This window comes from Glutamicibacter arilaitensis (assembly GCF_044793945.1).
Lineage (GTDB): Bacteria > Actinomycetota > Actinomycetes > Actinomycetales > Micrococcaceae > Glutamicibacter > Glutamicibacter arilaitensis_B.
On the sequence record NZ_CP084994.1, the window covers coordinates 1,284,598 to 1,308,229 of the forward strand.

Here is a 23,632-nt window from a genome sequence, read left to right on the forward strand (position 1 = left end):
GTGGCGCATCAGTGGCGCGGAGTCATCCGCGAATATGCCGACCGTCTGCCGGTCGATGAGAACACCCAGGTCATTACGCTCGGCGAAGGCGGGACCCCGTTGGTCTTCGCCCCGGCGCTGAGCGAACTGACCGGATCGAGCGTCTACCTCAAAGTCGAGGGCATGAACCCGACCGGCTCCTTCAAGGACCGCGGCATGACCATGGCGATGACCGCCGCGGTGGCCGCCGGGGCCAAGGCAGTGGTCTGCGCCTCCACCGGAAACACCTCGGCCTCCGCCGCGGCCTACGCCACCCAGGCCGGGCTGAAGTGCGCGGTGCTGGTCCCGGAGGGCAAGATCTCCATGGGCAAGATGTCCCAGGCGATCGCGCACGGCGCGGATATCATCCAGATCGACGGCAACTTCGACAACTGCCTGGACGTGGCGCGCAAGCTGAGCGAGAACTATCCGGTGTTCCTGGTGAACTCGGTGAATCCGGCGCGCATCGAAGGCCAGAAGACCGGCGCGTTCGAGGTTGTCGACTCCCTCGGCGACGCCCCGGACTACCATGTGCTTCCCGTGGGGAACGCGGGCAATATCACCGCCTACTGGAAGGGCTACAAGGAGTACGCGGCCGAGTACACCAACCAGGCCGGGGACACCCTGGCGGCGGTGTCCACCAAGACCCCGATCATGTGGGGCTTCCAGGCCGCGGGCGCCGCGCCGATCGTGCTGGGACACCCGGTCACCGAACCGGACACCATCGCCACCGCGATCCGCATCGGCAACCCGGCCAGCTGGGAACAGGCAGAGGCCGCGCGCGATGATTCCGGCGGACTGATCGATTCGGTCACCGACGAGGAAATCCTCGCCGCGCACCGTTGGCTTTCCTCCCGCGAGGGCGTGTTCGTGGAACCTGGTTCCGCCGCCGGAGTTGCCGGGTTGATCAAGCACCACGGCGCCGGCAACGTGCCGAAGGGCAAGAAGATCGTCATCACCGTCACCGGCCACGGACTGAAGGACCCCAACTGGGCCCTGCAGAACCCGGACGGCACCCAGGTGGAACCGACCAAGGTCGGCTTCGACGTGGTTGAAGTAGCCACCGCCCTGGGCATGGCCTAGAAAACGCAGCATCGGCCCGCCGCATCATCTCCCGATGCGGCGGGCCGAGCACTTTCACACCTCAGAATGACACACCGATGAACACCGAACCACTCGAAGGAACCATGACGCAGCAGATCGCCCTGGGCCAGCACCTCATCGTGGCCCCGCCGGCCACCAGTGCAAATCTCGGCCCGGGCTTCGACTCGCTGGGCCTGGCGCTGGAGTACCGCGACCGCTTGGAGATCCGCACGGCCGAACGCAGCGCCGTGACGCTGGCCGGGCAGGGCGCGGACACGCTGCCCACGGACGAGTCGCACCTGATCATCGCGCAGATGCACGGCTACTGGAAGGCGCGCGGATTCGCGCCGGTGGGCATCGAGCTGAACGCGGTGAACAATATCGAGCACGCCCGCGGCATGGGTTCCTCCGCCGCGGCGATCGTTGCCGCCTTCGCCGCCGCCGACGCCCTGCTCCCAGAGGGCGCGCGCGGAGGGATCGACGCGGTTTTCCAGGCCGCCGCCGCCTGGGAAGGGCACCCGGATAACGTGGCCCCGGCCGTCTACGGGGGATTGAGCATTTCCGCGACCGACGCGGGCGGAAACTTCACCACCGTGCAGGTGCCGCTGCACCCGCAGGTGCGGGCGGTGCTCGCCGTGCCTTCGAACGGGCTCTCCACCGAGACCGCCCGCGGGGTGCTGCCCGCGCAGATCGACCATGCCCAGGCCTCGGCCAACTCCGCCAGCGCCGCGCTGCTCATCCACGCGCTCAGCAATGATCCAAGCCAGCTTTTGGGCGGCACCCGGGATTACCTGCATCAGGACTACCGGGCGGTGGCAATGCCCGAAAGCGCCGCGCTGCTGCGCAGCTTGCGGGAGAATTCTTTGGCCGCGGTGATCTCCGGGGCCGGTCCCACGGTATTGACCTTGGTAGCCGATGAGGCTCAGCTGCAGGCGGCCCGCGCGGTAATCGAGTCATTCGCCACAGAATCTTCGGTGTCGTGGACCATTCGCGTGCCCGAACTAGCTAAAAACGGTGTTACAGTAGAAGTGCTGTAACACTCACGGCAGACCGGATTGCTGAGCGCACTGCGCAGTAGTGAATCCACTTGGCCAGTGTTGACCGGGCGATATCGGTTTACCGTATTTTCGTTCGTCCAGCCGTTCCGGATCTTTTCTGCAGTTCGCAGCAACTTTGATATCCCACGTTTGTGCACTCCTCGTGCCGTCGAGATATCAACCATTTAAGTCCAGCGTTTGCCTTGCACAATCTTTTAGCGTGAGCGGCCTGGATGGCGTCATGACCATCGAATCTCGGTCATGGAACCTTATACATACGGCACAGTGGGTTGCTTGAACCAGCCCATCCTACGAGTCAGAAGGAACTTTCGTGACCGAAACCACAAGCCTCAACGAAGGCGTGGACACTAAGACTTCCGAAACCAAGAGCGCCGGACTGGCCTCTTTGAAGATGACCCAGCTCCAGCAGCTGGCCTCCCAACTAGGCATTACCGGCGGATCGCGGATGCGCAAAGCCGATCTGGTGAAAGCCATCGGCGATCATCAGCGCGGTGGCTCGGTAGCCTCCAAGGAAACCGCCAAGGCAGCTTCCGCCCCAGCCGTGGAGCAGGGCGATACCACCGAAAAGGCTCCTGCGAAGACGGCGGAAGCCAAGGCACCACGCGGTCGCCGGGCACCGAAGGCTGCCGCCGAGGCGCCATCCCAGGGCCAGACTTCGACCGAGGCAGCAGCTCCGGGCGCTGCGGCGGAACCGAAGAGCGAACAGGCTGAAAAACCTGTCCGGGCACGTCGCACCTCGCGCCGGGTCACCGACTCGGGCAAGATCAACGCTCCGGCCGGCGAGAACGGCGAAGCACCTGAGGCAGCAGCCGAGCAGGCTCCGGCCGCGAAGGCCGAGCAGTCCCAGGCTCCGCGCCAGCGTCGCAACTCGCGTGCCAAGGCCGAACCGGTCGCCACCGAGAACACCGAATCCGCGCCGGAAGCCAAGGCAGATGCTGCAGCATCGGCTCCGGCTGCCGAGGCTGAGAACCAGACCGAGGCCCGCGACGAGCGTCGCGAACGTGGCAACCGCCGCGATCGCAATAGCAACCGCCGCGAGCGCAATACCGACCGTGGCGAGCGCACTGAGCGCACTGAGCGCGGCGAGGTCGACAACGATCGCGAAGAACGTGGCGAACGCGGCAACAACCGCAACGATCGCGAAGAGCGTGGCGAGCGCACCAACGATCGTGAGGATCGCCGGGACCGCAATAACGACCGTCGCGAGCGTAATAACGATCGCAACGATCGCAACAATGAGCGCAACGACGAGCAGGCCGCCAACGACACCGAGGAGCGCAACGAGCGCTCCAACGATCGCAATGACCGCAACGCCGAGCGTACCGAGCGCAACCGCAATCGCCGCGAACGCAACCGCACCGACCGTCCCGAGCGCAACGACCGGAACGATCGCAACGATCGCAACGACCGCAATGATCGTAACGACCGGAACAACCGCAACCGCCGCAACCGCCGCGATGACCTGGACGAGCCGCAGCTGAGCGAAGACGATGTCTTGCTGCCGGTAGCCGGCATCCTGGACGTGCTGGAGAACTACGCGTTCGTCCGCACCTCCGGCTACCTGCCGGGAACGAACGACATCTACGTCACGCTGGGCCAGGTCAAGAAGTACAACCTGCGCAAGGGCGACGCGATCGTCGGTGCCGTACGCGCCCCGCGCGATGGCGAAACCCCGAACCCGCGCCAGAAGTTCAACGCGCTGATGCAGCTCACTTCGGTGAACGGCAAGAAGCCCGAAGACAACAAGGAACGCGTCGAGTTCAACAAGCTCGTACCGCTGTACCCCACCGAGCGCCTGCGCCTGGAAACCGATCCGAAGCTCGTTGGCCCGCGCGTCATCGACCTGGTCGCCCCGATCGGCAAGGGCCAGCGTGGCTTGATCGTGTCCCCTCCGAAGGCCGGTAAGACGATGATCTTGCAGGCCATCGCGAACGCGATCACCATCAACAACCCAGAGGTGCACCTGATGATGGTGCTTGTCGATGAGCGTCCCGAAGAAGTCACCGACATGCAGCGCACCGTGAAGGGCGAGGTTATCGCCTCCACCTTCGATCGCCCGGCAGATGACCACACCACCGTCGCCGAGCTCGCCATCGAGCGCGCAAAGCGCCTGGTGGAAATGGGCATGGACGTCGTGGTCCTGCTTGACTCGATGACCCGCCTGGGCCGTGCGTACAACCTGGCCGCCCCTGCTTCCGGACGCATCCTGTCCGGTGGTGTGGATTCGGCCGCGCTGTACCCGCCAAAGCGTTTCTTCGGTGCTGCCCGCAATATCGAAAACGGCGGTTCGCTGACCATCCTTGCCACCGCACTGGTGGAGACCGGGTCCAAGATGGACGAGGTCATCTTCGAGGAGTTCAAGGGCACCGGCAATATGGAGCTGCGTCTTTCGCGCAAGCTCGCGGACAAGCGCATCTTCCCGGCGGTCGACGTCAACGAGTCCTCGACCCGTCGCGAAGAGCAGCTGATGAGCTCCGAAGAGGTGCGCATCATGTGGCGTCTGCGCCGGATGCTCTCGGGCATCGATCCGCAGCAGGCACTTGAGGTGCTCACCGGCAAGATCCGCGAAACCGGATCGAACGCTGAATTCTTGATGCTGGTCAACAAGACCACCCCAACCAAGGATTAGCACCCCTGACCGCCATGGCGTTCAGGCAGTCGGCATTCACGCCGACCGCCTGGGCGCCTTCGGCGCGTCACACCACATAGACTTTGACTACAGCGCGCGACGCACGTTCCGTGAGCCGGGCAACGCATAACAGGAAGAACAGCCAACATGTTTGAATCCGTCAAGACGCTACTTGAGGAGCACGCCGCGATTCAGGCGGAGCTTTCAGACCCAGCGGTCTACGCCGACCAGGCCAAGGCCCGCAAGCTCGGACGACGTTCGGCTCAGCTCAAGGGCATCGTCGACGCGTACAACAAGTGGAAGCAGGCCACCGAGGATCTGGAAGCCGCGCAGGAAATGGCCGACGAGGATCCGGAGTTCGCCGAAGAGGTCGAAACCCTCAACGCGGCCCTTCCCGAGCTGGAAGAGAAGCTGCGCCGCCTGCTGATCCCGCGCGATCCTAACGACGCGCGCGACGTGATCCTTGAGGTCAAGGGCGGGGAAGGCGGCGACGAGGCGGCCCTGTTCGCCGCTGACCTGCTGCGCATGTACACCCGCTTCGCCGAGCACAAGGGCTGGAAGGTGGAGATGATCTCCTTCAACGAGTCCGATCTGGGCGGCTACAAGGACGCCCAGGTGGCGATCAAGGGCAAGTCGAACGACCCGGCTGAGGGCGTCTACGCGCAGCTGAAGTTCGAGGGCGGGGTGCACCGCGTGCAGCGCGTGCCGCAAACCGAGTCCCAAGGCCGCATCCACACCTCGGCCGCCGGCGTGCTGGTGCTGCCCGAGGTCGACGAGCCCGAAGAGGTGGACATCCACGCGAACGATCTGAAGGTCGACGTCTATCGTTCCTCGGGCCCGGGCGGGCAGTCCGTGAACACCACCGACTCCGCGGTGCGCCTGACCCACATCCCCACCGGAATCGTGGTGGCCATGCAGAACGAGAAGTCGCAGATCCAGAACCGCGAAGCGGCCATGCGCGTGCTGCGCTCGCGATTGCTGGCCCACCAGCAGGCGATCATCGACGAAGAGAACTCTGCGGTGCGTGCAAGCCAGATCCGCACCATGGACCGTTCCGAGCGCATCCGCACCTACAACTACCCGGAAAACCGCATCGCGGACCACCGCACCGGGTACAAGGCGTACAACCTGGACGCGGTGATGGACGGCGAGCTGGCTCCGGTGATCGAATCCTGCATCCAGCTCGATGAGGAAGAGCGCCTGGCGGCGCTCGGCGAACGCTAAGCACCGGGCATCACCATCGTGCAGCAGCTGAACACCGCGCGGCGCCAAGCCGCCGCGGTTCTCTTGGACGCCGGGGTGCCAAGCCCCGGCGTCGATGCCGACCTCTTGCTCAGCTTCGTCACCGGGGACAGCCGCGCCGAGCTGAAATTGCGTGAGCTGCGCGGGGAGAACCTCGACGAGGCGCAGCACGTACAATATCTGGACCTTGTAGCCCGACGGGCGCAGCGCATTCCGCTGCAGCACCTGACCGGCGAAGGCCATTTCCGCTATCTGACCCTAAAGGTCGGACCCGGGGTGTTCTCCCCGCGTCCGGAAACCGAATCGGTGGTGCAGGTAGGCCTGGATTTCATCGGCGCGCTGCAAGGTTCGCGCTGCGTGGACCTGTGCTCGGGCTCCGGGGCGATCGCCGCCGCGCTGGCCACCGAATTGCCCGCCTCCACCGTGTGGGCGGTGGAACTTTCCGCCGAGGCCATTGGCTACACCCGGGCGAACTGCGAACCGCTGGGGGTCAACGTCCTGCACCAGGACGCGGCAGGGCTGCCGGCCAACTTGCACGGAACCATGGACCTGGTCATTTCAAACCCGCCCTACATCCCGCCGAACGCGATCCCGCGCGAGGCCGAGGTGCGCGAGCATGACCCGCAGATGGCCCTGTACGGGCTGGGCGACGACGGATTGCAGATCCCGCGGGCGGTTTCCGCCGAGGCTCTGCGGCTGCTGCGCCCGGGCGGCATGTACGTGATGGAACACGCGGAGGTGCAAGGCGAAAGCGCCGCCGCGATGCTCGCCGCACTGGGTTTCGACTCGGTCACCGGGCACCAGGACCTCACCGGACGGGCGCGAGCCACCAGCGGCCTTGCCCCGTTATCCACTGAGCGCATGAAAGAATAAACCCGTGAGCACAACATTTGATGTCAGCAATGAAGAACAGCGCGCCGCAGCGATCAGCGCAGCCAAGGAAACCCTCGGACAGAAGCGCTGCATCGTGCTGCCCACCGACACCGTCTACGGGATCGGGGCCGACGCGTTCAGCCCGCAGGGCGTCGCCATGCTGATGGCCTCAAAGGGCCGCTCGCGCAATATGCCACCTCCGGTGCTGATCGCCCAGATCGCCACCATGGACGGGCTCGCGCGGGATATCCCCGACGCCGCCCGCAAACTCGCCGAGGCCTTCTGGCCCGGCGCGCTGACCCTCATCCTGCAGGCGCAGCCCTCGCTGACCTGGGATCTGGGGGAGACCCGCGGCACCGTGGCCCTGCGCGTGCCCAACGACGACACCGCGCTGGAGCTGCTGGGCGCCACCGGACCCTTGGCCGTCTCTTCGGCCAACCGCACCGGCCAGCCGGCGGCGACCACCGTGGACGAAGCGATCGCCCAGCTCGGGGAGAGCGTGGACGTATACCTCGACGGCGGCGCGCGCGGCAGCCAGGATGGCAGTGCCACCTTGCCTTCGACCATTGTCGACGCCACCGGTGAGACACTTCGCGTGGTTCGCGCCGGCGCCATCGACATCGGCGAATTGCGCGTCGTGGTCCCGGAGATCGCGGATGTGGAGCCCCAAGCTCCGAGCCAGGACGCATGAGAAGCTACGTTCTGCTGATCGCGTTCAGCTTTGCCACCTCCTTTTTGCTGACCCCGATCATCCGGTCGCTGGGCCACCGCTTCACCCGTAGCCAAATGGTGCGCGAACGCGACCAGCACAATGCGCCGATCGTGAAATTCGGCGGCCTGGCCATCATGATCGCCTTCGGCGCCGGACTCTGGCTTGCCAGCCATTTCAGCTTCTTCGCCGGGGTCTTCGAAAACGATCTGACCATCCGCGGCATCGCCATCGCACTGGTGATGATCGCGCTGCTCGGGCTGTGGGATGACGTGGGCGATCTGCGCTGGTACTACAAGGCAGCGGGCCAAGTCGCCATCGGCGCGGTGATCGCGAGCCATGGCATCCTGATCCGCTCGCTGCCCGTAGGCACCTGGCGGATCGAGGAACCCTGGGCGCAGGGCGCCTTGACGGTATTTCTGGTGGTGCTGACGATGAACGCCATCAATTTCTCCGACGGGCTCGACGGGCTCGCCGCCGGTCTTGCAGCCATCGGCGCGGCCACCTTCTTCCTCTACTCCTATATCCTGGCCACGCATGTGAGCGCCGAAGACTATGCGAATGTCGGCGCGCTGCTTTGCGCTTTGCTGCTCGGCGCTTGCCTGGGATTCCTGCCGCATAATTTCAACCCCGCGAATATCTTCATGGGGGAGACCGGAGTGCTGACCATCGGGCTGATCCTCTCGGTTTCGGCCATCGCGGTCACCGGCGACGTGCAAGGTCTGGACGCGCATCGATTCCGCAACGTGCCTGCCTACATGCCGATGGTGCTGCCGATGGTGATCGTCTTCCTGCCGGTGCTCGATCTGAGCCTTTCGGTGGTGCGCCGCCTGCTCAACAAGCGTTCGCCCTTCTCCCCGGATTCCAAGCACATCCACCACCGCATGCTCTCCCAGGGCCACTCGGTGCGCAAAAGTGTGGTGTTGCTCTACATCTGGGCTGCGCTGGTGGCTGCAACGGTTGTATCGGTCGCCTTCATACCCCTGCTCATCCTGGTTCCGATCATCGTGATTCTGGTTGTCGGAGCCGCCTTGCTCACTTGGTGGCCGCTGGTTTCGGTGCGTTACGCCAATCTTCGAGCCAGGCTTGCCAAGTAACCAAAACCCAAGCAGTTTCTATCTCGTGTAGAATTCATGATGGATCATCTCCCACGCGGGGTAATAGCCGCGCGGGAGGAATGAGTTTCATCAGCATCATCCGGTGCCGGATAGACCATCGAAAGTGAACAGGGGAGGGTGCGGACATGAATTCACGTTCTGACCGCATTGTCGCCTCGGCCGCTCCGAAATCCATCTGGCTGCCAATTCTTGGTATCTCCATGCTGTACTCGTTGATCGCAACGGCCGCATTTTTCCTGATTTCGTGGTTGCTTGCAGATTTGCGATATGCACTTTCCGGGGCGTTTGCCGCCGGCTTAGTGATCGGCTTCTTCGCCGTCAGCATTTTGATTGCTGAGGCCGCCGGACGAATACGTAGCACGTGGGCGATGCCCGCGTTTCTGGGAACGTTCGTCATCAAGGTATTTGGCATTGCCTTCTTGCTGTTGAACCTGGGGTTGCCCGAATGGGTCAACCGTCAGGGATTCGTGCTCGCAGCTGCAGTCTCTCTCGTTGCCTGGCAGGTCGGCGAGGTTCGCGCTTTCATGAAGACGCGCCTCGCCATCTACGACGAGTCATAGACATATAGCCCTCGACGTTTATGTCATGGGTTAGCTGTGAGTTTGATAGGCTTACTACGGGTCATTTTCGGCAATTCGCTTAATTGCGAGGGCCGTCACCGAAAGACATTCTCAGGGGAACCTGAGGATGGCACTTCATCAGCGTCGATGTGTTATGCAGAGGCTCTGATGGAACCCGTTTGATTTTTTCTTCACAAGGTGAGAGGCAGTTACCGCCAGTCACCGCCTTTTGCCCGTGACCGTTACTGCAGAGAGGACAGCGCGTTGTTCGCGTTTGCGCTCCCAATGGCCTCAGAAGAAGGCGGATTCATTCCGCCATCCGTATCCGATACTCACCTCCCAGATATTTTCCCGTGGATGGCTGAGTACGGCACCGGTTTCGGCAAGCAGATGTTCATGATCGTACTTTCGATCGTGCTCATTACTTGGTTCTTCACCGCGGCCATCAAGAACCCGAAGCTGGTTCCAAGCAAGACGCAGTACCTCGCCGAGTCCGGCTACGCCTTCGTGCGTAACGGAATTGGCCGCGACATCATTGGTGAGAAGAACTTCCGTCCTTGGATTCCTTTGCTGTTCGCGACCTTCTTCTTCGTCCTGCTGAACAACCTCTTCGGAGCAATTCCGTTCCTGCAGCTTCCATCGTTCTCACACGCTGGTTCTGCATACGCGATGGCCATCATCATCTACGGCACCTGGATTGCCGTGGGTTTGAAGAATCATGGTATTCGCTACTTCAAGTTGGCCGTCGTTCCATCCGGTGTTCCGGGCTGGATCATGCCACTGATGATTCCACTGGAAATCATCTCTAACTTCATCGTTCGCCCATTGACGCACTCGCTGCGTTTGATGGCAACGATGCTGGCCGGTCACATGATCGTGATGCTGGCAGCTGCCGGCGCACGTCACCTGATCGTTGTTCAGGATTCCTTGGCTATGAATGGTCTTGGCATCTTGGTCATCCTCGGATCGGTAGCAATGTACTTCCTGGAACTGTTGATCATGGTTCTGCAGGCGTTCGTTTTCGCCCTGCTTACCGCGATCTACCTCCAGGGTGCAATTGAAGCCGACGCCCACTAAGGCCAAAACTTTTTCTAACCACTAAAGATCTTCCTTGAGTCGCTCAAGGAATACCTCACAACCTACCGACAAAAGTTCGGTATCTTGAAAGGAACATAATCACATGCATGGCTCCCTGAATATGATCGGCTACGGCCTGGCTGCAATCGGTTCGGCAATTGGCGTGGGCTTGATCTTCGCTGCTTACATCAATGGTGTTGCACGCCAGCCAGAAGCTCAGCGCATCCTGCAGCCAATCGCAATGCTTGGCTTCGCACTTGCCGAAGCACTTGCAATTTTGGGCCTGGTTTTCGCTTTCGTTATCGGCGCCTAGTCTTTTCGCGACTGTAGTAGTGGCCTCGCCACTGTTGCGAGGCGTACACACATGCGGAAACTAGTAGATAGGAATAGTGAGAATGAACAGCACTGAATTCATCCTCGCTGCGGGCGAATCGGTTAACCCGCTGTTGCCGAACCCGTGGGAGATCCTCGTCACGGGCGTTGGCTTCGCGGTATTGCTCTTCATCGTCATCAAGGTGATTGCTCCGAAGTTTGAGCAGTCCTATGAAGATCGCGTCACCGCGATCGAAGGTGGACTTGAGAAGGCTGAGGCCGCTCAGAAAGAAGCAGAGGAGACCTTGGCTCTATACAAGGCTCAGCTTCTGGAAGCGCGCACCGAAGCTAACCGCATCCGTGAGGAAGCACGTAGTGAAGGTGCACAGATCCTTGCCGATCTGAAGACCAAAGCAACCGATGAGGCTACTCGTATCACCGAGCAGGCTCAGCGTCAGATCGAAGCAGAGCGCACCAGCGCACTTGCTTCGCTTCGCAGCGATGTTGGCTCTTTGGCCACCGAGCTTGCAAGCAAGATTGTTGACGAAGCTCTGCAGGACGATACCCGTGCACAGCGCGTGGTTAATTCGTTCCTGACCGATTTGGAAGCTCAACAGAACGCAGGTGCATCGAACTAATGGCAAGTGTATCGAGCGAGTCATTGACAAAGGCCTTGGCGTTCCTAGAACCCAAGCTGGCACAGGCATCTGTTGATCTGCCGAAGGATCTGTTCGCGGTCCTGGAAGTACTGGATGCAAATGCCGGTCTTCGCCGCGCATTGACTGATCCAGCACGTGAAGCTGCCGCTAAGGCAAGCCTTCTGGCTCAGCTTCTGCGCGGGAAGGTTTCGGCTGACGCCGAAGCAGTCGTCGCAGAGTTGGCTTCGTACCGCTGGAGCTCGGAACGCGACATTAGCGATGCGCTCGAAACGCTGGCCGTCACCGCGGTAACCGCAGTGGCAGAGCAGCAGGACGGCGCTTCGGGGCTGGCCAAGCTAGAGCAGGATCTGTTCTCCTTCATCGAGGTAGTTCGTTCTAACCACGAACTACAGCGTGCGTTGGATGAGGCGCAGGCCCCAGCCGAAGCAAAGAGCACCTTGGCGCTCAAGCTCGTGCCTAACGCGTCGCGAACCTCGAAGGTATTGATCCAGCAAGCGGTGGCAGCTCCTCGTGGGCTGAAGCCATTGACCTTGGTGGAGCGTTTCGTTGAGTTGGTGGCTAAACGCCAGCAGCGTTGGATCGCTACGGTGACCAGCACTGTCAAGCTCTCCGAGACTCAGCTTCAGCGACTTGAGCAGGGCTTGAACAAGTTCTACGGTCGCGAGCTGAACCTCAACATCTCCATCGACCCAAAGTTGGTCGGCGGTTTGGTGGTCAAGGTTGGCGACGAAGTTGTCGACGCTTCCGTGGCATCACGCGTGGCCGATTTGCGCCGCGCCCTGGCTAGCTAGGAATTTTCGATAGGGGAGCGATCCCCGCATCGAAGTCCTAGCTAACCAGGACCACAACAGACTTCATTCATATTCGATTCGTAATCTTTTTCTACGGATCACAATTTAGGAGAGCAGGGACTGCAGATGGCCGATTTGACCATCAATGCCGACGACGTCCGTAATGCCCTAAACGAGTTCGCTACTTCCTACGAACCGGGTAAGGCAGAGCGTACCGAGGTGGGACGCGTCGTCAGCGCGAGCGACGGCATCGCCAAGGTGGAGGGTCTTCCTTCCGTCATGGCCAACGAATTGCTCAAGTTCGCAGACGGCACTCTGGGCCTGGCCCAGAACCTTGACACCCGCGAAATCGGTGTTGTCGTGCTTGGTGACTTCACCGGCATCGAAGAGGGCCAGAAGGTTGAGCGCACCGGCGAGATCCTTTCGGTTCCAGTAGGCGACGCCTTCCTGGGCCGCGTGGTTGACCCACTGGGTGAGCCAATGGATAACCTGGGCCCAATCGCGGCCGAGGGTCGCCGTGCACTGGAACTCCAGGCACCAGGCGTTACCGAGCGCAAGAGCGTGCACGAGCCAATGCAGACCGGTCTGAAGGCTATCGACGCCATGATCCCGATCGGCCGTGGCCAGCGTCAGCTGATCATTGGCGACCGCCAGACCGGTAAGACCGCTATCGCGGTTGACACCATTTTGAACCAGCGTGCCAACTGGGCCACTGGTGACGAGACCAAGCAGGTTCGCTGCATCTACGTAGCGGTTGGACAGAAGGCATCGACCATCGCTGCCGTGCGTCAGACCCTCGAAGAGGCGGGCGCTTTGGAGTACACCACCATCGTGGCCTCCCCAGCATCTGACCCAGCTGGCTTCAAGTACCTCGCCCCATACGCAGGCTCGGCCATCGGCCAGCACTGGATGTACGGTGGCAAGCACGTTCTGGTCGTCTTTGACGATCTGTCCAAGCAGGCTGAAGCATACCGCGCCGTGTCGCTGTTGCTACGCCGTCCACCAGGACGCGAAGCCTACCCAGGCGACGTGTTCTACCTACACTCCCGCCTGCTTGAGCGTTGCGCCAAGCTCTCCGACGAACTCGGTGCAGGTTCGATGACCGGTCTGCCGATCATCGAGACCAAGGCAAACGACGTGGGCGCGTTCATCCCGACCAACGTGATCTCGATCACCGACGGTCAGATCTTCTTGCAGTCGGACCTGTTCAACGCTAACCAGCGTCCGGCCGTCGACGTGGGTATCTCCGTATCCCGCGTGGGTGGTTCGGCACAGGTCAAGGCCATGAAGAAGGTTTCCGGTACGCTGAAGCTTGAATTGGCTCAGTACCGCGACATGGCTGCATTCGCCATGTTCGCTTCGGATCTGGATGCTGCTTCCAAGCAGCAGCTGACCCGTGGTGCGCGTCTGATGGAACTGCTCAAGCAGGGCCAGTACACTCCGTACCCCGTGGAAGATCAGGTTGTATCGGTTTGGGCCGGCACCAACGGCTACCTGGACGACGTTCCTGTGGAAGACGTTCGCCGCTTCGAAACCGAGTTCATCGATTACCTGCGTCACCGCACTCAGGTTCTGACCGTTATCGGCCAGACTGGCAAGCTGGAGAACGAGACCGTGGAAGCCATGAAGGCTGCCGTTGTCGACTTCAAGGCTGGCTTCTTCGGTGAAGGCGATGACCAGCTGGTTGCTGCCGGCCACGAAGAGCATGACGCTCTGAACGCCGAGTCCGTCGACCAGGAAAAGATCGTCAAGCAGAAGCGCTGATATTTTCTTTACGCAGGGGTGGGGCGCCGCTAGCGGCGCCACGCCCCGATCGTAAGGAATAAGGAAAGGACACACATGGGAGCCCAGATTCGGGTCTACCGCCAGAAGATCGGTTCGACTTCGTCGATGCGCAAGATCTTCAAGGCGATGGAACTGATCGCTGCATCCCGCATCGGCAAGGCACGTACGCGTGTTACGGCTTCGCTGCCGTATGCCAATGCGATTACCCGTGCAGTAACCGCCGTCGCGTCCCAGGCCGATGTCGAACACCCATTGACCACCGAGTCGGCGCAGGTTCGCCGTGCCGCGGTCTTGGTTATGACGTCGGACCGAGGCCTCGCCGGGTCCTACTCCGCCAGCGTTCTGAAGCAGGCAGAGCATCTCGTGGAACTCCTGCGTGAGGAAGGCAAGGAAGTCAAGACCTATTTGGTCGGCCGCAAGGCTCAGGCTTACTTCGATTTCCGTTCGCGCGAGTACGCCCGAGTGTGGACCGGGGATACCGATTCCCCGCGTTTCGAAACCGCACGCGAGCTGCGCGAAATCCTCCTAGAGGACTTCGCTACCGATTACGAGCAGGGCGGTGTGGAGGAGATCCACGTCGTATACACCCAGTTCAAGTCGATGGTCACGCAGGAACCGACGGTCATCCGTCTGTTGCCGTTGGAGGTAGTCGAGGATGAGACCGAGACGCCAACCGACGAGCTGTTGCCACTGTACGAATTTGAGCCATCGCCGGAGGAAGTGCTTGACGCGCTGCTTCCGCGGTACATCGATTCGCGATTGTTCAACGCCCAGCTGCAGTCCGCAGCCTCGGAGCTCGCTGCTCGTCAGCGTGCGATGAAGGCTGCTGGCGACAACGCTGGCGAACTGATCAAGAAGTACAAGCGATTGCTCAACAATGCCCGTCAGGCTGAAATCACCCAGGAGCTTTCGGAAATTATTGCCGGCGCTGACGCGCTGAACAGCTAATTCTCGAATTACTCCGACCAGACAAGAAGTGAGAAAGATGACTGCCCAACTCAACGAGCAGGCTACTGCAGGGGCCACCGGTCGTATTGCCCGCGTGATTGGCCCGGTCGTGGACGTCGAGTTCCCTGCCGATGCACTGCCTTCAATCTACAACGCCCTCACCGCCGAGCTAACCCTCGCCGGTGTAACCAAGACCATTACCTTCGAGACCAGCCAGCACCTCGGTGACAACATGGTCCGTGCGGTATCCCTCCAGGCCACTGACGGCCTGGTACGCGGTACCCAGGTAATCGACACCGGCGCTTCGATCTCCGTCCCTGTTGGCGACGGTGTCAAGGGCCACATCTTCAACGTTTTGGGCGACGCCCTGGACGTTGACAACTCGGAGATTCAGGTCACCGAGCGCTGGCCGATCCACCGCCAGCCACCTAAGTTCGCAGACCTTGAGGGCTCGACCGAGATGCTGGAAACTGGCATCAAGTCGATCGACCTTCTGACCCCTTACATCAAGGGTGGCAAGATCGGTCTGTTCGGTGGTGCAGGCGTGGGTAAGACCGTGCTGATCCAGGAAATGATCACCCGTGTTGCACGTAACTTCGGTGGTACTTCGGTATTCGCCGGTGTGGGCGAGCGCACCCGTGAAGGTAATGACCTCTGGGTCGAAATGGACGAAGCCAACGTTCTGAAGGACACCGCACTGGTGTTCGGCCAGATGGATGAGCCACCGGGAACTCGTTTGCGCGTGGCACTGTCGGCACTGACCATGGCGGAGTACTTCCGCGATGTGCAGAACCAGGACGTGCTGCTGTTCATCGACAACATCTTCCGCTTCACCCAGGCCGGTTCCGAGGTGTCGACCCTGCTGGGCCGCATGCCTTCGGCCGTGGGTTACCAGCCGAACTTGGCCGATGAAATGGGTCTGCTGCAGGAACGCATCACCTCGACGAAGGGCCGCTCGATCACCTCGATGCAGGCTGTCTACGTCCCGGCCGATGACTACACCGACCCGGCTCCAGCTGCGACCTTCGCTCACTTGGATGCAACCACCGAACTGTCGCGTGAAATCGCGTCGCGTGGTCTGTACCCAGCGATCGACCCGCTGACCTCCACCTCGCGAATCCTGGATCCGCAGTACATCGGTCAGGCTCACTACGACACTGCCATCCGCGTGAAGGCTATTCTGCAGAAGAACAAAGAACTGCAGGACATCATCGCGATCCTCGGCATTGACGAACTGGGCGAAGAGGACAAGATCGTCGTGTCGCGTGCACGTCGCATCCAGCAGTTCCTCTCGCAGAACACCTACACCGCCAAGCAGTTCACCGGCGTTGAGGGTTCGACCGTTGACATCAAGGACACCATCGAAGGCTTCACGGCCATTTGCGATGGCGACTTGGACCACATTGCTGAGCAGGCGTTCTTCAACATCGGCGGTCTTGATGACGTCGAGCGCCAGTGGGCCGAAATCCAGAAGGCTAGCTAACCATGGCCGAACTTCAGGTCGAAATCGTTGCGGCGGACCACTTCGTGTGGTCCGGCGCTGCGAAGCTGGTCAAGGCACGTTCGGTTGACGGCGAGATCGGCGTTCTGCCCGGTCACGTCCCGATGCTGTCGGTGCTTGCTGCTGGGGATCTGGAAATCGATCCAGTTTCCGAAGCGCGCTTCTCGGTGCAGATCGACGGTGGATTCTTCTCCGTCGATTCGGACCGCGTGGTGATCGTAGCCGATAACGCTGTGATTGGTACCGCAGCGTAGGCATTGAATTGATCGAGATAACCGCACCAGTTCTGATAGCGCTGCTGGTATTAGCCTGCATCGTGTTGTTCTTTGGTGCCATGGGCGTGCGCCGCATTCAATTGCGGCGCACGCTGGGCACCTTCGACGCTTCCATCCTGACGCCCAAGGGCCGCTGGATGATGGCGATCGGCCGCTACGGCGGCGGGCATCTGGACCTGTTGCGGTTTTTCTCTGTCTCCCCGGTGCCCAGCTACGTGCTGCAGCGCCGCGGACTTGAGATGAATGGCTGGCGCCGGCCCAGCGAGGATGAAGCGATGCTGATTCCTCCGGGGTTCGTCATCGTGCAGCTGACCCAATTGGGTGAAGAACGGCTGCTGGCGATGGACTACCGCGACTACACCGGTTTTTCCGCCTGGCTTGAAGCCGGGCCGATCGCCGGCAGTTGGCAAATCTGAGATCGTACCGCAAACAAAGAATCCCGCCTCGTCCACCCATTGGGTGCGATGAGGCGGGATTCTCTGTTTAAGCAGCCTGCTGCGGGTCAGAGGACCTGCCCGTTGCGGATCACCTGCTGCAGCTGCAAGTTCGCGTCCAGCAGCACCACGTTGGCGCAGAAGCCATAGTGCAAGCTGCCCACCTCGTCGGCCAGGCCGATCAGCGCGGCGGGGATGGAGGTGGCGGACTCGATCGCCCGAGCCAGCGGGATGCCCGCGTTGACCGTGCAGCGCAGCACCTCCAGCAGGGTGCTGGTGCCGCCGGCCAGTGAGCCATCGGCCAGGCGCGCCTGCGCATCCTTGACCTCAACCTGCGCCGGGCCCAGCGAGTACTCTCCGTCGCTCAGCCCCGTGGCGGCCATGGAATCGCTGACCAGCACCACATGGCGCCCGCCGATCAGGTTGAACACCAAGCGGACGGTATCGGGGGACAGGTGCACATCGTCGGCGATGAGCTCCACGAAGGCGTTGCCGCGCGAAGCCTCTTCCAGGCAGGCGGCCACCGGGCCGGGCTCACGGTGATGCAGCGGCGGCATGCCGTTGAACAGGTGGGTGACGGTGGGTTTCTCGGTGAAGCCATCCACCCCGGCGTTGCCCAGCTGGTCGCGGGCGTAGCGCAGGGAGGAGGCGGTGACCTCGGCGCTCGCGTTGGTATGGCCCAGGGAGGGCACCACGCCGAGGGTGACGAGCTGTTCGATCAGCTCCTCGCTGCCCGTAAGCTCCGGCGCGTAGGTCATGGTACGCAGCTGGCCGCGGCTGGCGGCGACGAGCTCCTCGACGAATTCGGGGTCCGGGTCGGTGAGGTAGCGCGGATCCTGCGCCCCGCAGCGTGCCGCGGAGAGGAACGGACCCTCGGCGTGGATGCCGGCGATTTTGCCTGCTTCGGCGAACTCCGCCAGAATCTCCGCCGCCCGGGTCATCGCCCCTTGCTCGGCGGTGACCAGCGAGGCGAGCAGGGTAGTGGTGCCGGAGCGGTGCAGGTAGTCCAGCGCGTCGGTGACCGGCCCGTGCTCCGGGGCGGCGAAGTCGGCGCCGAGCGCCCCGTGGCAGTGCAGGTCAATCAGCCCGGGGATGAGGATGGTGCCTTCGGGCACCGGATGCTCGGTGAATTCTTCCGCCTCGGGCAGGGCGAGCCAGTCGTCGCGGTTGCCCGCGAAACGGATTCGATCGTCCTCGATGGCCAGCACACCATCGCTGACTTCCTGCCCATCGGAGACGAGAGTGGCGAAAATGGCGTAACGCGAAGCGGTATTCATGTACCTAGCTTAGAAGAGTCTGCCCTCAGAGTCATCGACTCCGCGCATTGCATCGTAATCCAGGGTCAGGCAGCGGATCCCGCGGTCCTCGGCCAGCGTGCGGGCCTGGGGCTTGATCTGCTGGGCGGCGAACACTCCGGTGACCGGTTTGAGCAGCGGGTCGCGGTTGAGCAGCTCCAGATAGCGGGTGAGCTGCTCGACGCCATCGATGTCGCCGCGGCGCTTGAGTTCCACCGCCACCGCGGCACCCTGCCCGTCGCGCGCAAGGATGTCCACCGGGCCGATGGCTGTCATGTACTCGCGGCGCACCAACCGGTGGCCGTCGCCGAGCAGCCCGATCTGCTCGGACAGCAGCCGCTGCAGGTCCGCCTCCACGCCGTCCTTGATCAGCCCCGGGTCCACGCCCAGCTCATGAGCCGAATCGTGCTCGATCGAATGGAAGTTGATGGTCAACTTGTCATCGGTCTTCGCGCTGGTCACATGCCAGACGCTGAGCGCGCCAAGGGCGGCGGCATCCTCATCGGGACTCGCCTCACGTAATACCAGCGGCGGATTCATCCAGTTCAACGGCTTGTAGCTGCCGCCGTCGGAATGGATCAGCACCGAACCATCGGCCTTGACCATGATCAGCCGGGTAGCTAGGGGGAGGTGGGCTCGAAGACGGCCCTCGTAATCTACTGAACACTTTGCAACCACTAAACGCACCCGACCTACTTTACCGGTTCGTGCCACCGGTGCGCGATACGGCATGATTAAAGGCATGCCCCGTTCGAACCGCCCGCGCCGCAAACCAGGATCCACCCCGAATGCTCGGTCGCGGTCCAACGCGCCCGAAGGCAACGACGAAGACTGGATGCAGCGCGCCCGCTATGGGGTGGTGCGCCTGCAGGATGCCCCGGACGGCCAATGGCATGTGCGCAAGATTGCTCCGATCAACGCGGTGAAAACCTACACCTGCCCGGGCTGCCACCGCATGATCACCCCGGGCGTGGCGCATGTGGTGGCCTGGCGCGCCGACCACTGGTCCGGTGACGATGCCGCCGCCTCAAATCGCCGGCACTGGCATCCGAACTGCTGGGAATCGCGCTCGTACCGCTACTAGAGCCGGTCCTGCCGGGCGATGAACACCTCGCGCAGCAAGATCATCGCGCTGGCTGCCACCGGAATTGCCATCAGCGCTCCGGTGATGCCCACCAGCGTGCCGCCGGCGATCACCGAGATCACCGCGACGGCCCCGGGCACCGCGACCGCCTTGTTCATAATGCGCGGGGAGACGAAGTACGCCTCGACCTGCAGGTAGCCGAAGTAGCAGATCGCGTAGATCAGCGCCGTCTGCCATCCCAGGGTGAGGGTGACCAGGGTGACCAGCACCCCGGCGATCACCGCGCCGACCAGCGGAATGAAGGCGAGCATCGCGACCAGCAAGGTCAGCAAGGCCGCGAACGGAACTTTGAGCACGGTCATCAGCAACAGCGCCACGAGCGCGTTGAGCACCGCCACCGAGGCCTGGCCCATGACGTAGTTGCCCACCGATCGGGTGATGCGGGTGGCGATTTCGTCGGCGCGCGCCCGCTTCGAACGCGGGACCATGCGCATCGAAAACGACATCATGCCCGGCAGCGAGGCGAGGAAGTAGATCGCCAGCACCAGCACGATGAGCACCCCGAACATCGACTGGGCCACCGTCTGCGAGACGCCCAGGACGCCGCCGAACACATTGGTCACCGCGCCGGAATCGCCGAAGAACCGCTGCACCTCGGTATTGACGCGTGCCGAGAGCGCGTACTGCGCATCGATCTGCTTGACCCACTGGCTATTGAGGAAATTATCGGTGATTTCCGGGGCGCGGGAAATGAATTGGGTGATCTGGGTGACCAGGGTCGGGATGATCAGCGCCATGAACCCCGCGAACACCGCCAGCAGCCCGACCATCGTGGCGGTGACCGCCAGCGGCCGGTTCAACCCGCGGCGCATCAAGAACCGCACCAGCGGATCCAGGCCCAGGGCGATGAACAGGGCGATCGCTATCCAGGTGATCAGCGAGCCGACATTTGTCAGCAGGTAGTAGCCGGCCAGCGCCAATCCCACGCCGATGGTGCCCAGAAAGCCCATGGAAATCGGGTGCAGGGCAGGGATCGGCTCGGGGGTTTCCAGATCCGCGGAGTCCGGAAGCTCGCCGAACGCGTTGGGGTGGCGGGGGGACTTCAGCAGCGAGTTGACCTTGTTGGAAAGCCGCCGCGCCCACTGCGCGGTGGGGGAATCGGGCTCGGCCGATGCCCGCTCCGGCTGCCCGGGGGTTGAGCCTGCCTCGGAGGGGTGCGCGGGGTCTGTAGCCGGCTCTGGAAGTTCATTGGGCGGCTGATTACTCTCCATGGCACCGAGCATACCGCCCGAATGGGTTCTAAAAGTGCTCTATGACACTCCGACGTGCTCATTTGAGCCACTTCACAGGTAGATCGAGGAACCATTGAGGCAATGGACTCGTTAGACTTGTGAAAGAACAGCTGTGACCGTAGGCGAATAGGTGAAGTCGTGCGAAAAGTAATCTCCGTGATCGCGATCCTGCTTGGGGCCGTTGCCCTGGTAGTTGGGATCGGACAGAAGACCTTTTGGGCCCCGCCCGAAACGGTCACCGCAAGCATGCCAGAATTTGAATCGGAGGCGCCGCTGACGGTTATCCAGCCGTCGGTGCAGAACGAGAACGCCGAACCGGTGGAGCTGGTGATCAGCGGAGAAGGCGAATTCACCGCCTCGCTGGCGCGCAGCTACGACGTCGAGGCCTGGGTCGATGACGCCGCCCACGTCGAGCTGACCGGAGTGGATCGGGAGAACCACCAGCTGGTTGCCGAACTGATCGACGGGGAGAAGAAGACCCCGAACCCGGCTGGCGATGACCTGTTCTTCGACTCGCAGAAGGCCGATGGCACGATGACCTATCGCTGGACCGCGCCGGATAACGGCGACTGGTCGCTGCTGCTGGCCGCGGACGGCACCAAGGCCGCACCGGCGGACATCTCCGTCACCTACGCCAACGACGATGCCATGCCATGGGCGCTGCCGCTGATCATCATCGGCGCGCTGCTGCTCGTCTTTGGCATTGCCCTGCTGCTGATGCGCGTGATCAAGCCTTCCAAGCCTGCACGCCGCGCCGCGCCGGCCGCCCCGAACGCCAAGGGCGGCTCGACCACGCAGAACTCGCTGGCCATTGCCGCGGTGCTCGCGCTGGCCGTGGGCGGAGTGAACCTGCCGATGTCACCGTCGGATGACAAGCCAGCCGAATCGGCCAAGGCATCGGACTCCGCGGAACCTGAGGAGTCGAACAAGGCCGAAGAGAGCCAAGCCGCCGAAGACTCGAACAAGGCCGAAGAATCGAAGTCCGAGGAAGCCGAGCCGGAGGCCTACCCGGTGCTCACCGAGGAACAGCTGCAGCGGATCCTGGGCGACGTGGAGAAGCAGATCGGCAAGGCCGATGAGAAGAACACGAAGAAGGACCTGGATGCCCGTGCCTCCGGTGCCTTCAAGGACCTGCGCAGCAAGCGCTACGACATCCTGAACGACGACATCAAGATCGCCGAGCCGCTGGAGTTGAAGACCTCGGTGATCCGCTCGGCGGCCGTGCCGAATAGCTCCGAGGCGAAGTTCCCGCGGATGATCTCCGTGGTGACCGCCAAGGACTCGGATCCGGCCACCTTGCCGATGGCGCTGACCCTGCGCCAGGACAGCCCCCGCGAAAACTACAAGGTCAGCTTCGGCGCGCAGATGCTGCCTAACTCGACCTTCCCAGGCATCGCAGTGGGCGATCCCTCGATCCAGCAGCTGGCAGCCAACGCCGAGGGGCTGAAGGTCAAGCCCGAAGACGCGCTCAACCAGCTGGCGGACGTGCTGACCAACGAGAAGTCCAAGAACAAGGACAACTTCGCGGAATCCGAATTCATCAAGGCGATCCACGCGGGCCAGAAGAAGGAACAGGAAGAAGCCAACGAGGCGAATGTGAAGTACTCGCGCTCGGTCACGAAGAATGACACGCAGGTGATCTCCACCCCCGATGGCGGAGCGATCGTCACCGGCCGGCTGAACCAGAAGGCGGTCTTCGAGCGCACCGAGGATGCAGATCCGCTGGAGAGCGCCGATGACCTGACCAAGAAGCTGCTCGGTTCGAGCACCTCGACGGGTAACGTAGAGATCACGTACGCCGAACCGGTGATGATGTACATCCCAGCGTCCGGCAATGACGACAAGATTCAGCTTGTCGCCAGCGAGGTAGTGTTGCTGAGCGTCAAGCAGGCGGAGGAGAACTAATGACCGAACCACATATTCCTTCGGCTCGCGGAGCCATCGATTTAGGCGCCCTTGCCGCTAGCGGACCGCAGGTGACCGAGGCCGCCCCGGGCGGTTCCGTGGCCAGCTGGACGCTGACCTTGGATGAGGCGGCATTCCAGCAGTTTGTCGGGCTCTCCCAGCAGGTGCCGGCGATCGTCTCCCTGGGTTCGCCTCGGGTGCAGGTCTCCGCAGACCTCGATGCCGCGCTGAAAACCCTCGTTGACCGCCGCGCCGGCAAGATGGTGCTCGGTCTGGTCGACGCGGAGAAGTACCCCAATATCGCACAGGCGTTCAAGGCTGAGCAGATTCCGATGGTGGTCGCGCTGGTCAACGGCCAACCGGTCCCGCTCTTCCAGGGTCCGGCTGCAGCCGAGCAGATCGACCAGGTGCTCAACCAGCTGGCCGAGCTTGGCGTGCAGCAGGGGCTGGGCGGCAGCGTTCCGGCTTTCACCGGGGAAAGCGAAGAACCAGCGTTGCCACCGCTGCACCAAAAGGCAGTGGACGCAATTGACGCCGGGGATTACGCCGCCGCGGAAGCCGCCTACCTTGAAGCTCTCAACGAAAAGCCCAACGACCAGGACGCCCAGATCGGCGTCTACCAGGTGCGTTTGCTTTCCCGCACGCAGAATCTGGATCTGAACGAGGCTCGAGCCGCCGCGGCAGAGAACCCGGATGACCTGACCGCGCAGATGAATGTGGCGGATCTGGATCTGGTCGGCGGCCATGTAGAAGATGCCTTCGCCCGGCTGGTGGCGCTGATCGCGCGCTTAGCCGATGAAGATCGCGAACGGGTCCGTCGCCGGTTGATCGAGCTCTACGCGGTGATCGGCAATGCGGATCCACGCGTGGCGGCATCGCGCCAGAAGCTGGCGCGCGTGCTGTTCTAAACACGCTTTACCCTCCACGGCCCACGGCATCGTTCATGCGATGTTCGTGGGTCGTTTTATTTTGCCCCGAAGCTCT

The 23,632-nt window shown here is 62.3% G+C and carries 23 protein-coding genes; 20 read left to right on the forward strand and 3 right to left on the reverse strand.

Translation table 11 applies throughout. The features are described from left to right. From thrC to LG294_RS06050, 17 genes are all read left to right on the forward strand, one after another. On the forward strand, nt 1-1,101 hold the full coding sequence (gene thrC, locus LG294_RS05970) for a threonine synthase (protein ID WP_404290444.1): 1,101 nt from the start codon (nt 1-3) through the stop codon (nt 1,099-1,101). Between the two features lie 77 nt (nt 1,102-1,178). Further along, nucleotides 1,179-2,138: a homoserine kinase gene (gene thrB, locus LG294_RS05975; RefSeq protein WP_404290446.1), complete on the forward strand. Its 960-nt coding sequence runs from the start codon at nt 1,179-1,181 to the stop codon at nt 2,136-2,138. Nucleotides 2,139-2,469: 331 nt separating this feature from the next. Continuing rightward, nucleotides 2,470-4,788 (forward strand): transcription termination factor Rho, encoded by a 2,319-nt coding sequence (rho, locus tag LG294_RS05980; protein ID WP_404290448.1) that lies wholly within the window; start codon nt 2,470-2,472, stop codon nt 4,786-4,788. A 147-nt stretch (nt 4,789-4,935) separates the two neighbouring features. Continuing rightward, nucleotides 4,936-6,012, forward strand: a complete 1,077-nt coding sequence (prfA, locus tag LG294_RS05985) for a peptide chain release factor 1 (RefSeq protein WP_404290450.1) — start codon at nt 4,936-4,938, stop codon at nt 6,010-6,012. Between the two features lie 18 nt (nt 6,013-6,030). Continuing rightward, complete coding sequence (gene prmC, locus LG294_RS05990) at nt 6,031-6,903, forward strand: peptide chain release factor N(5)-glutamine methyltransferase (protein WP_404290452.1); 873 nt, start codon at nt 6,031-6,033, stop codon at nt 6,901-6,903. A gap of 4 nt (nt 6,904-6,907) precedes the next feature. Then, nucleotides 6,908-7,594: an L-threonylcarbamoyladenylate synthase gene (locus LG294_RS05995; protein ID WP_404290454.1), complete on the forward strand. Its 687-nt coding sequence runs from the start codon at nt 6,908-6,910 to the stop codon at nt 7,592-7,594. Further along, nucleotides 7,591-8,709 carry an MraY family glycosyltransferase gene (locus LG294_RS06000; RefSeq protein WP_404290456.1) on the forward strand — a complete coding sequence of 373 codons (1,119 nt, stop codon included), beginning with the start codon at nt 7,591-7,593 and terminating at the stop codon, nt 8,707-8,709. The genes LG294_RS05995 and LG294_RS06000 overlap by 4 nt, the downstream gene beginning before the upstream one ends. Before the next feature lie 146 nt (nt 8,710-8,855). Beyond that, a complete protein-coding gene (locus tag LG294_RS06005; protein WP_404290458.1) occupies nt 8,856-9,290 on the forward strand; it encodes a hypothetical protein in 435 nt (144 codons plus the stop codon). A 285-nt stretch (nt 9,291-9,575) separates the two neighbouring features. After that, nucleotides 9,576-10,367, forward strand: a complete 792-nt coding sequence (atpB, locus tag LG294_RS06010) for a F0F1 ATP synthase subunit A (RefSeq protein ID WP_404290460.1) — start codon at nt 9,576-9,578, stop codon at nt 10,365-10,367. A 103-nt stretch (nt 10,368-10,470) separates the two neighbouring features. Beyond that, on the forward strand, nt 10,471-10,680 hold the full coding sequence (locus LG294_RS06015; RefSeq protein WP_404290462.1) for a F0F1 ATP synthase subunit C: 210 nt from the start codon (nt 10,471-10,473) through the stop codon (nt 10,678-10,680). A gap of 82 nt (nt 10,681-10,762) precedes the next feature. Beyond that, nucleotides 10,763-11,317, forward strand: coding sequence for a F0F1 ATP synthase subunit B (locus tag LG294_RS06020; protein WP_404290464.1), 555 nt, complete (start codon nt 10,763-10,765; stop codon nt 11,315-11,317). After that, complete coding sequence (locus LG294_RS06025; protein WP_404290466.1) at nt 11,317-12,129, forward strand: F0F1 ATP synthase subunit delta; 813 nt, start codon at nt 11,317-11,319, stop codon at nt 12,127-12,129. Before LG294_RS06020 ends, LG294_RS06025 begins: the two co-directional genes overlap by 1 nt. Before the next feature lie 126 nt (nt 12,130-12,255). Then, nucleotides 12,256-13,893 carry a F0F1 ATP synthase subunit alpha gene (atpA, locus tag LG294_RS06030; RefSeq protein WP_404290468.1) on the forward strand — a complete coding sequence of 546 codons (1,638 nt, stop codon included), beginning with the start codon at nt 12,256-12,258 and terminating at the stop codon, nt 13,891-13,893. A gap of 75 nt (nt 13,894-13,968) precedes the next feature. Beyond that, the gene (locus tag LG294_RS06035) at nt 13,969-14,862 is read left to right on the forward strand and encodes a F0F1 ATP synthase subunit gamma (RefSeq protein WP_404290470.1); all 894 of its coding nucleotides are present in this window, start codon (nt 13,969-13,971) and stop codon (nt 14,860-14,862) included. Nucleotides 14,863-14,899: 37 nt separating this feature from the next. After that, nucleotides 14,900-16,345, forward strand: a complete 1,446-nt coding sequence (gene atpD / locus LG294_RS06040) for a F0F1 ATP synthase subunit beta (protein WP_404290472.1) — start codon at nt 14,900-14,902, stop codon at nt 16,343-16,345. Between the two features lie 2 nt (nt 16,346-16,347). Further along, nucleotides 16,348-16,617 carry a F0F1 ATP synthase subunit epsilon gene (locus tag LG294_RS06045; RefSeq protein ID WP_404290474.1) on the forward strand — a complete coding sequence of 90 codons (270 nt, stop codon included), beginning with the start codon at nt 16,348-16,350 and terminating at the stop codon, nt 16,615-16,617. A gap of 8 nt (nt 16,618-16,625) precedes the next feature. Beyond that, nucleotides 16,626-17,054 carry a DUF2550 domain-containing protein gene (locus tag LG294_RS06050; RefSeq protein ID WP_404290476.1) on the forward strand — a complete coding sequence of 143 codons (429 nt, stop codon included), beginning with the start codon at nt 16,626-16,628 and terminating at the stop codon, nt 17,052-17,054. Between the two features lie 86 nt (nt 17,055-17,140). Here the strand turns inward: LG294_RS06050 and LG294_RS06055 are convergent, their stop codons facing one another. Both LG294_RS06055 and nucS read right to left on the reverse strand, forming a co-directional pair. Beyond that, nucleotides 17,141-18,349 (reverse strand): N-acetylglucosamine-6-phosphate deacetylase, encoded by a 1,209-nt coding sequence (locus LG294_RS06055; RefSeq protein WP_404290478.1) that lies wholly within the window; start codon nt 18,347-18,349, stop codon nt 17,141-17,143. Between the two features lie 9 nt (nt 18,350-18,358). Further along, on the reverse strand, nt 18,359-19,054 hold the full coding sequence (gene nucS, locus LG294_RS06060) for an endonuclease NucS (RefSeq protein WP_404291660.1): 696 nt from the start codon (nt 19,052-19,054) through the stop codon (nt 18,359-18,361). A gap of 55 nt (nt 19,055-19,109) precedes the next feature. Here nucS and LG294_RS06065 point away from each other — a divergent pair, with 55 nt between their 5' ends. Further along, nucleotides 19,110-19,451: a hypothetical protein gene (locus tag LG294_RS06065; RefSeq protein WP_404290480.1), complete on the forward strand. Its 342-nt coding sequence runs from the start codon at nt 19,110-19,112 to the stop codon at nt 19,449-19,451. On the opposite strand, the gene LG294_RS06070 is transcribed toward LG294_RS06065, so the two are convergent. Continuing rightward, nucleotides 19,448-20,722 (reverse strand): AI-2E family transporter, encoded by a 1,275-nt coding sequence (locus LG294_RS06070; RefSeq protein WP_404290482.1) that lies wholly within the window; start codon nt 20,720-20,722, stop codon nt 19,448-19,450. The genes LG294_RS06065 and LG294_RS06070 overlap by 4 nt on opposite strands. Before the next feature lie 159 nt (nt 20,723-20,881). Here LG294_RS06070 and LG294_RS06075 point away from each other — a divergent pair, with 159 nt between their 5' ends. Both LG294_RS06075 and LG294_RS06080 read left to right on the forward strand, forming a co-directional pair. Then, nucleotides 20,882-22,648 (forward strand): hypothetical protein, encoded by a 1,767-nt coding sequence (locus LG294_RS06075; protein WP_404290484.1) that lies wholly within the window; start codon nt 20,882-20,884, stop codon nt 22,646-22,648. Then, nucleotides 22,648-23,556, forward strand: a complete 909-nt coding sequence (locus LG294_RS06080; protein WP_404290486.1) for a co-chaperone YbbN — start codon at nt 22,648-22,650, stop codon at nt 23,554-23,556. Before LG294_RS06075 ends, LG294_RS06080 begins: the two co-directional genes overlap by 1 nt. Nucleotides 23,557-23,632: the final 76 nt, after the last annotated feature.

Bases quoted from the DNA above. Each gene is read 5' to 3' on its own strand.
- LG294_RS06035 (WP_404290470.1), top strand. From the start codon at position 13,969: ATGGGAGCCCAGATTCGGGTCTACCGCCAGAAGATCGGTTCGACTTCG.
- LG294_RS06065 (WP_404290480.1), top strand. From the start codon at position 19,110: ATGCCCCGTTCGAACCGCCCGCGCCGCAAACCAGGATCCACCCCGAAT.
- LG294_RS06025 (WP_404290466.1), top strand. From the start codon at position 11,317: ATGGCAAGTGTATCGAGCGAGTCATTGACAAAGGCCTTGGCGTTCCTA.
- thrB (WP_404290446.1), top strand. From the start codon at position 1,179: ATGAACACCGAACCACTCGAAGGAACCATGACGCAGCAGATCGCCCTG.
- LG294_RS06055 (WP_404290478.1), bottom strand. From the start codon at position 18,349: ATGAATACCGCTTCGCGTTACGCCATTTTCGCCACTCTCGTCTCCGAT.
- LG294_RS06045 (WP_404290474.1), top strand. From the start codon at position 16,348: ATGGCCGAACTTCAGGTCGAAATCGTTGCGGCGGACCACTTCGTGTGG.
- atpB (WP_404290460.1), top strand. From the start codon at position 9,576: ATGGCCTCAGAAGAAGGCGGATTCATTCCGCCATCCGTATCCGATACT.
- LG294_RS06080 (WP_404290486.1), top strand. From the start codon at position 22,648: ATGACCGAACCACATATTCCTTCGGCTCGCGGAGCCATCGATTTAGGC.
- LG294_RS06000 (WP_404290456.1), top strand. From the start codon at position 7,591: ATGAGAAGCTACGTTCTGCTGATCGCGTTCAGCTTTGCCACCTCCTTT.
- prfA (WP_404290450.1), top strand. From the start codon at position 4,936: ATGTTTGAATCCGTCAAGACGCTACTTGAGGAGCACGCCGCGATTCAG.
- LG294_RS06015 (WP_404290462.1), top strand. From the start codon at position 10,471: ATGCATGGCTCCCTGAATATGATCGGCTACGGCCTGGCTGCAATCGGT.
- atpA (WP_404290468.1), top strand. From the start codon at position 12,256: ATGGCCGATTTGACCATCAATGCCGACGACGTCCGTAATGCCCTAAAC.
- LG294_RS06020 (WP_404290464.1), top strand. From the start codon at position 10,763: ATGAACAGCACTGAATTCATCCTCGCTGCGGGCGAATCGGTTAACCCG.
- atpD (WP_404290472.1), top strand. From the start codon at position 14,900: ATGACTGCCCAACTCAACGAGCAGGCTACTGCAGGGGCCACCGGTCGT.
- LG294_RS06070 (WP_404290482.1), bottom strand. From the start codon at position 20,722: ATGGAGAGTAATCAGCCGCCCAATGAACTTCCAGAGCCGGCTACAGAC.
- LG294_RS06005 (WP_404290458.1), top strand. From the start codon at position 8,856: ATGAATTCACGTTCTGACCGCATTGTCGCCTCGGCCGCTCCGAAATCC.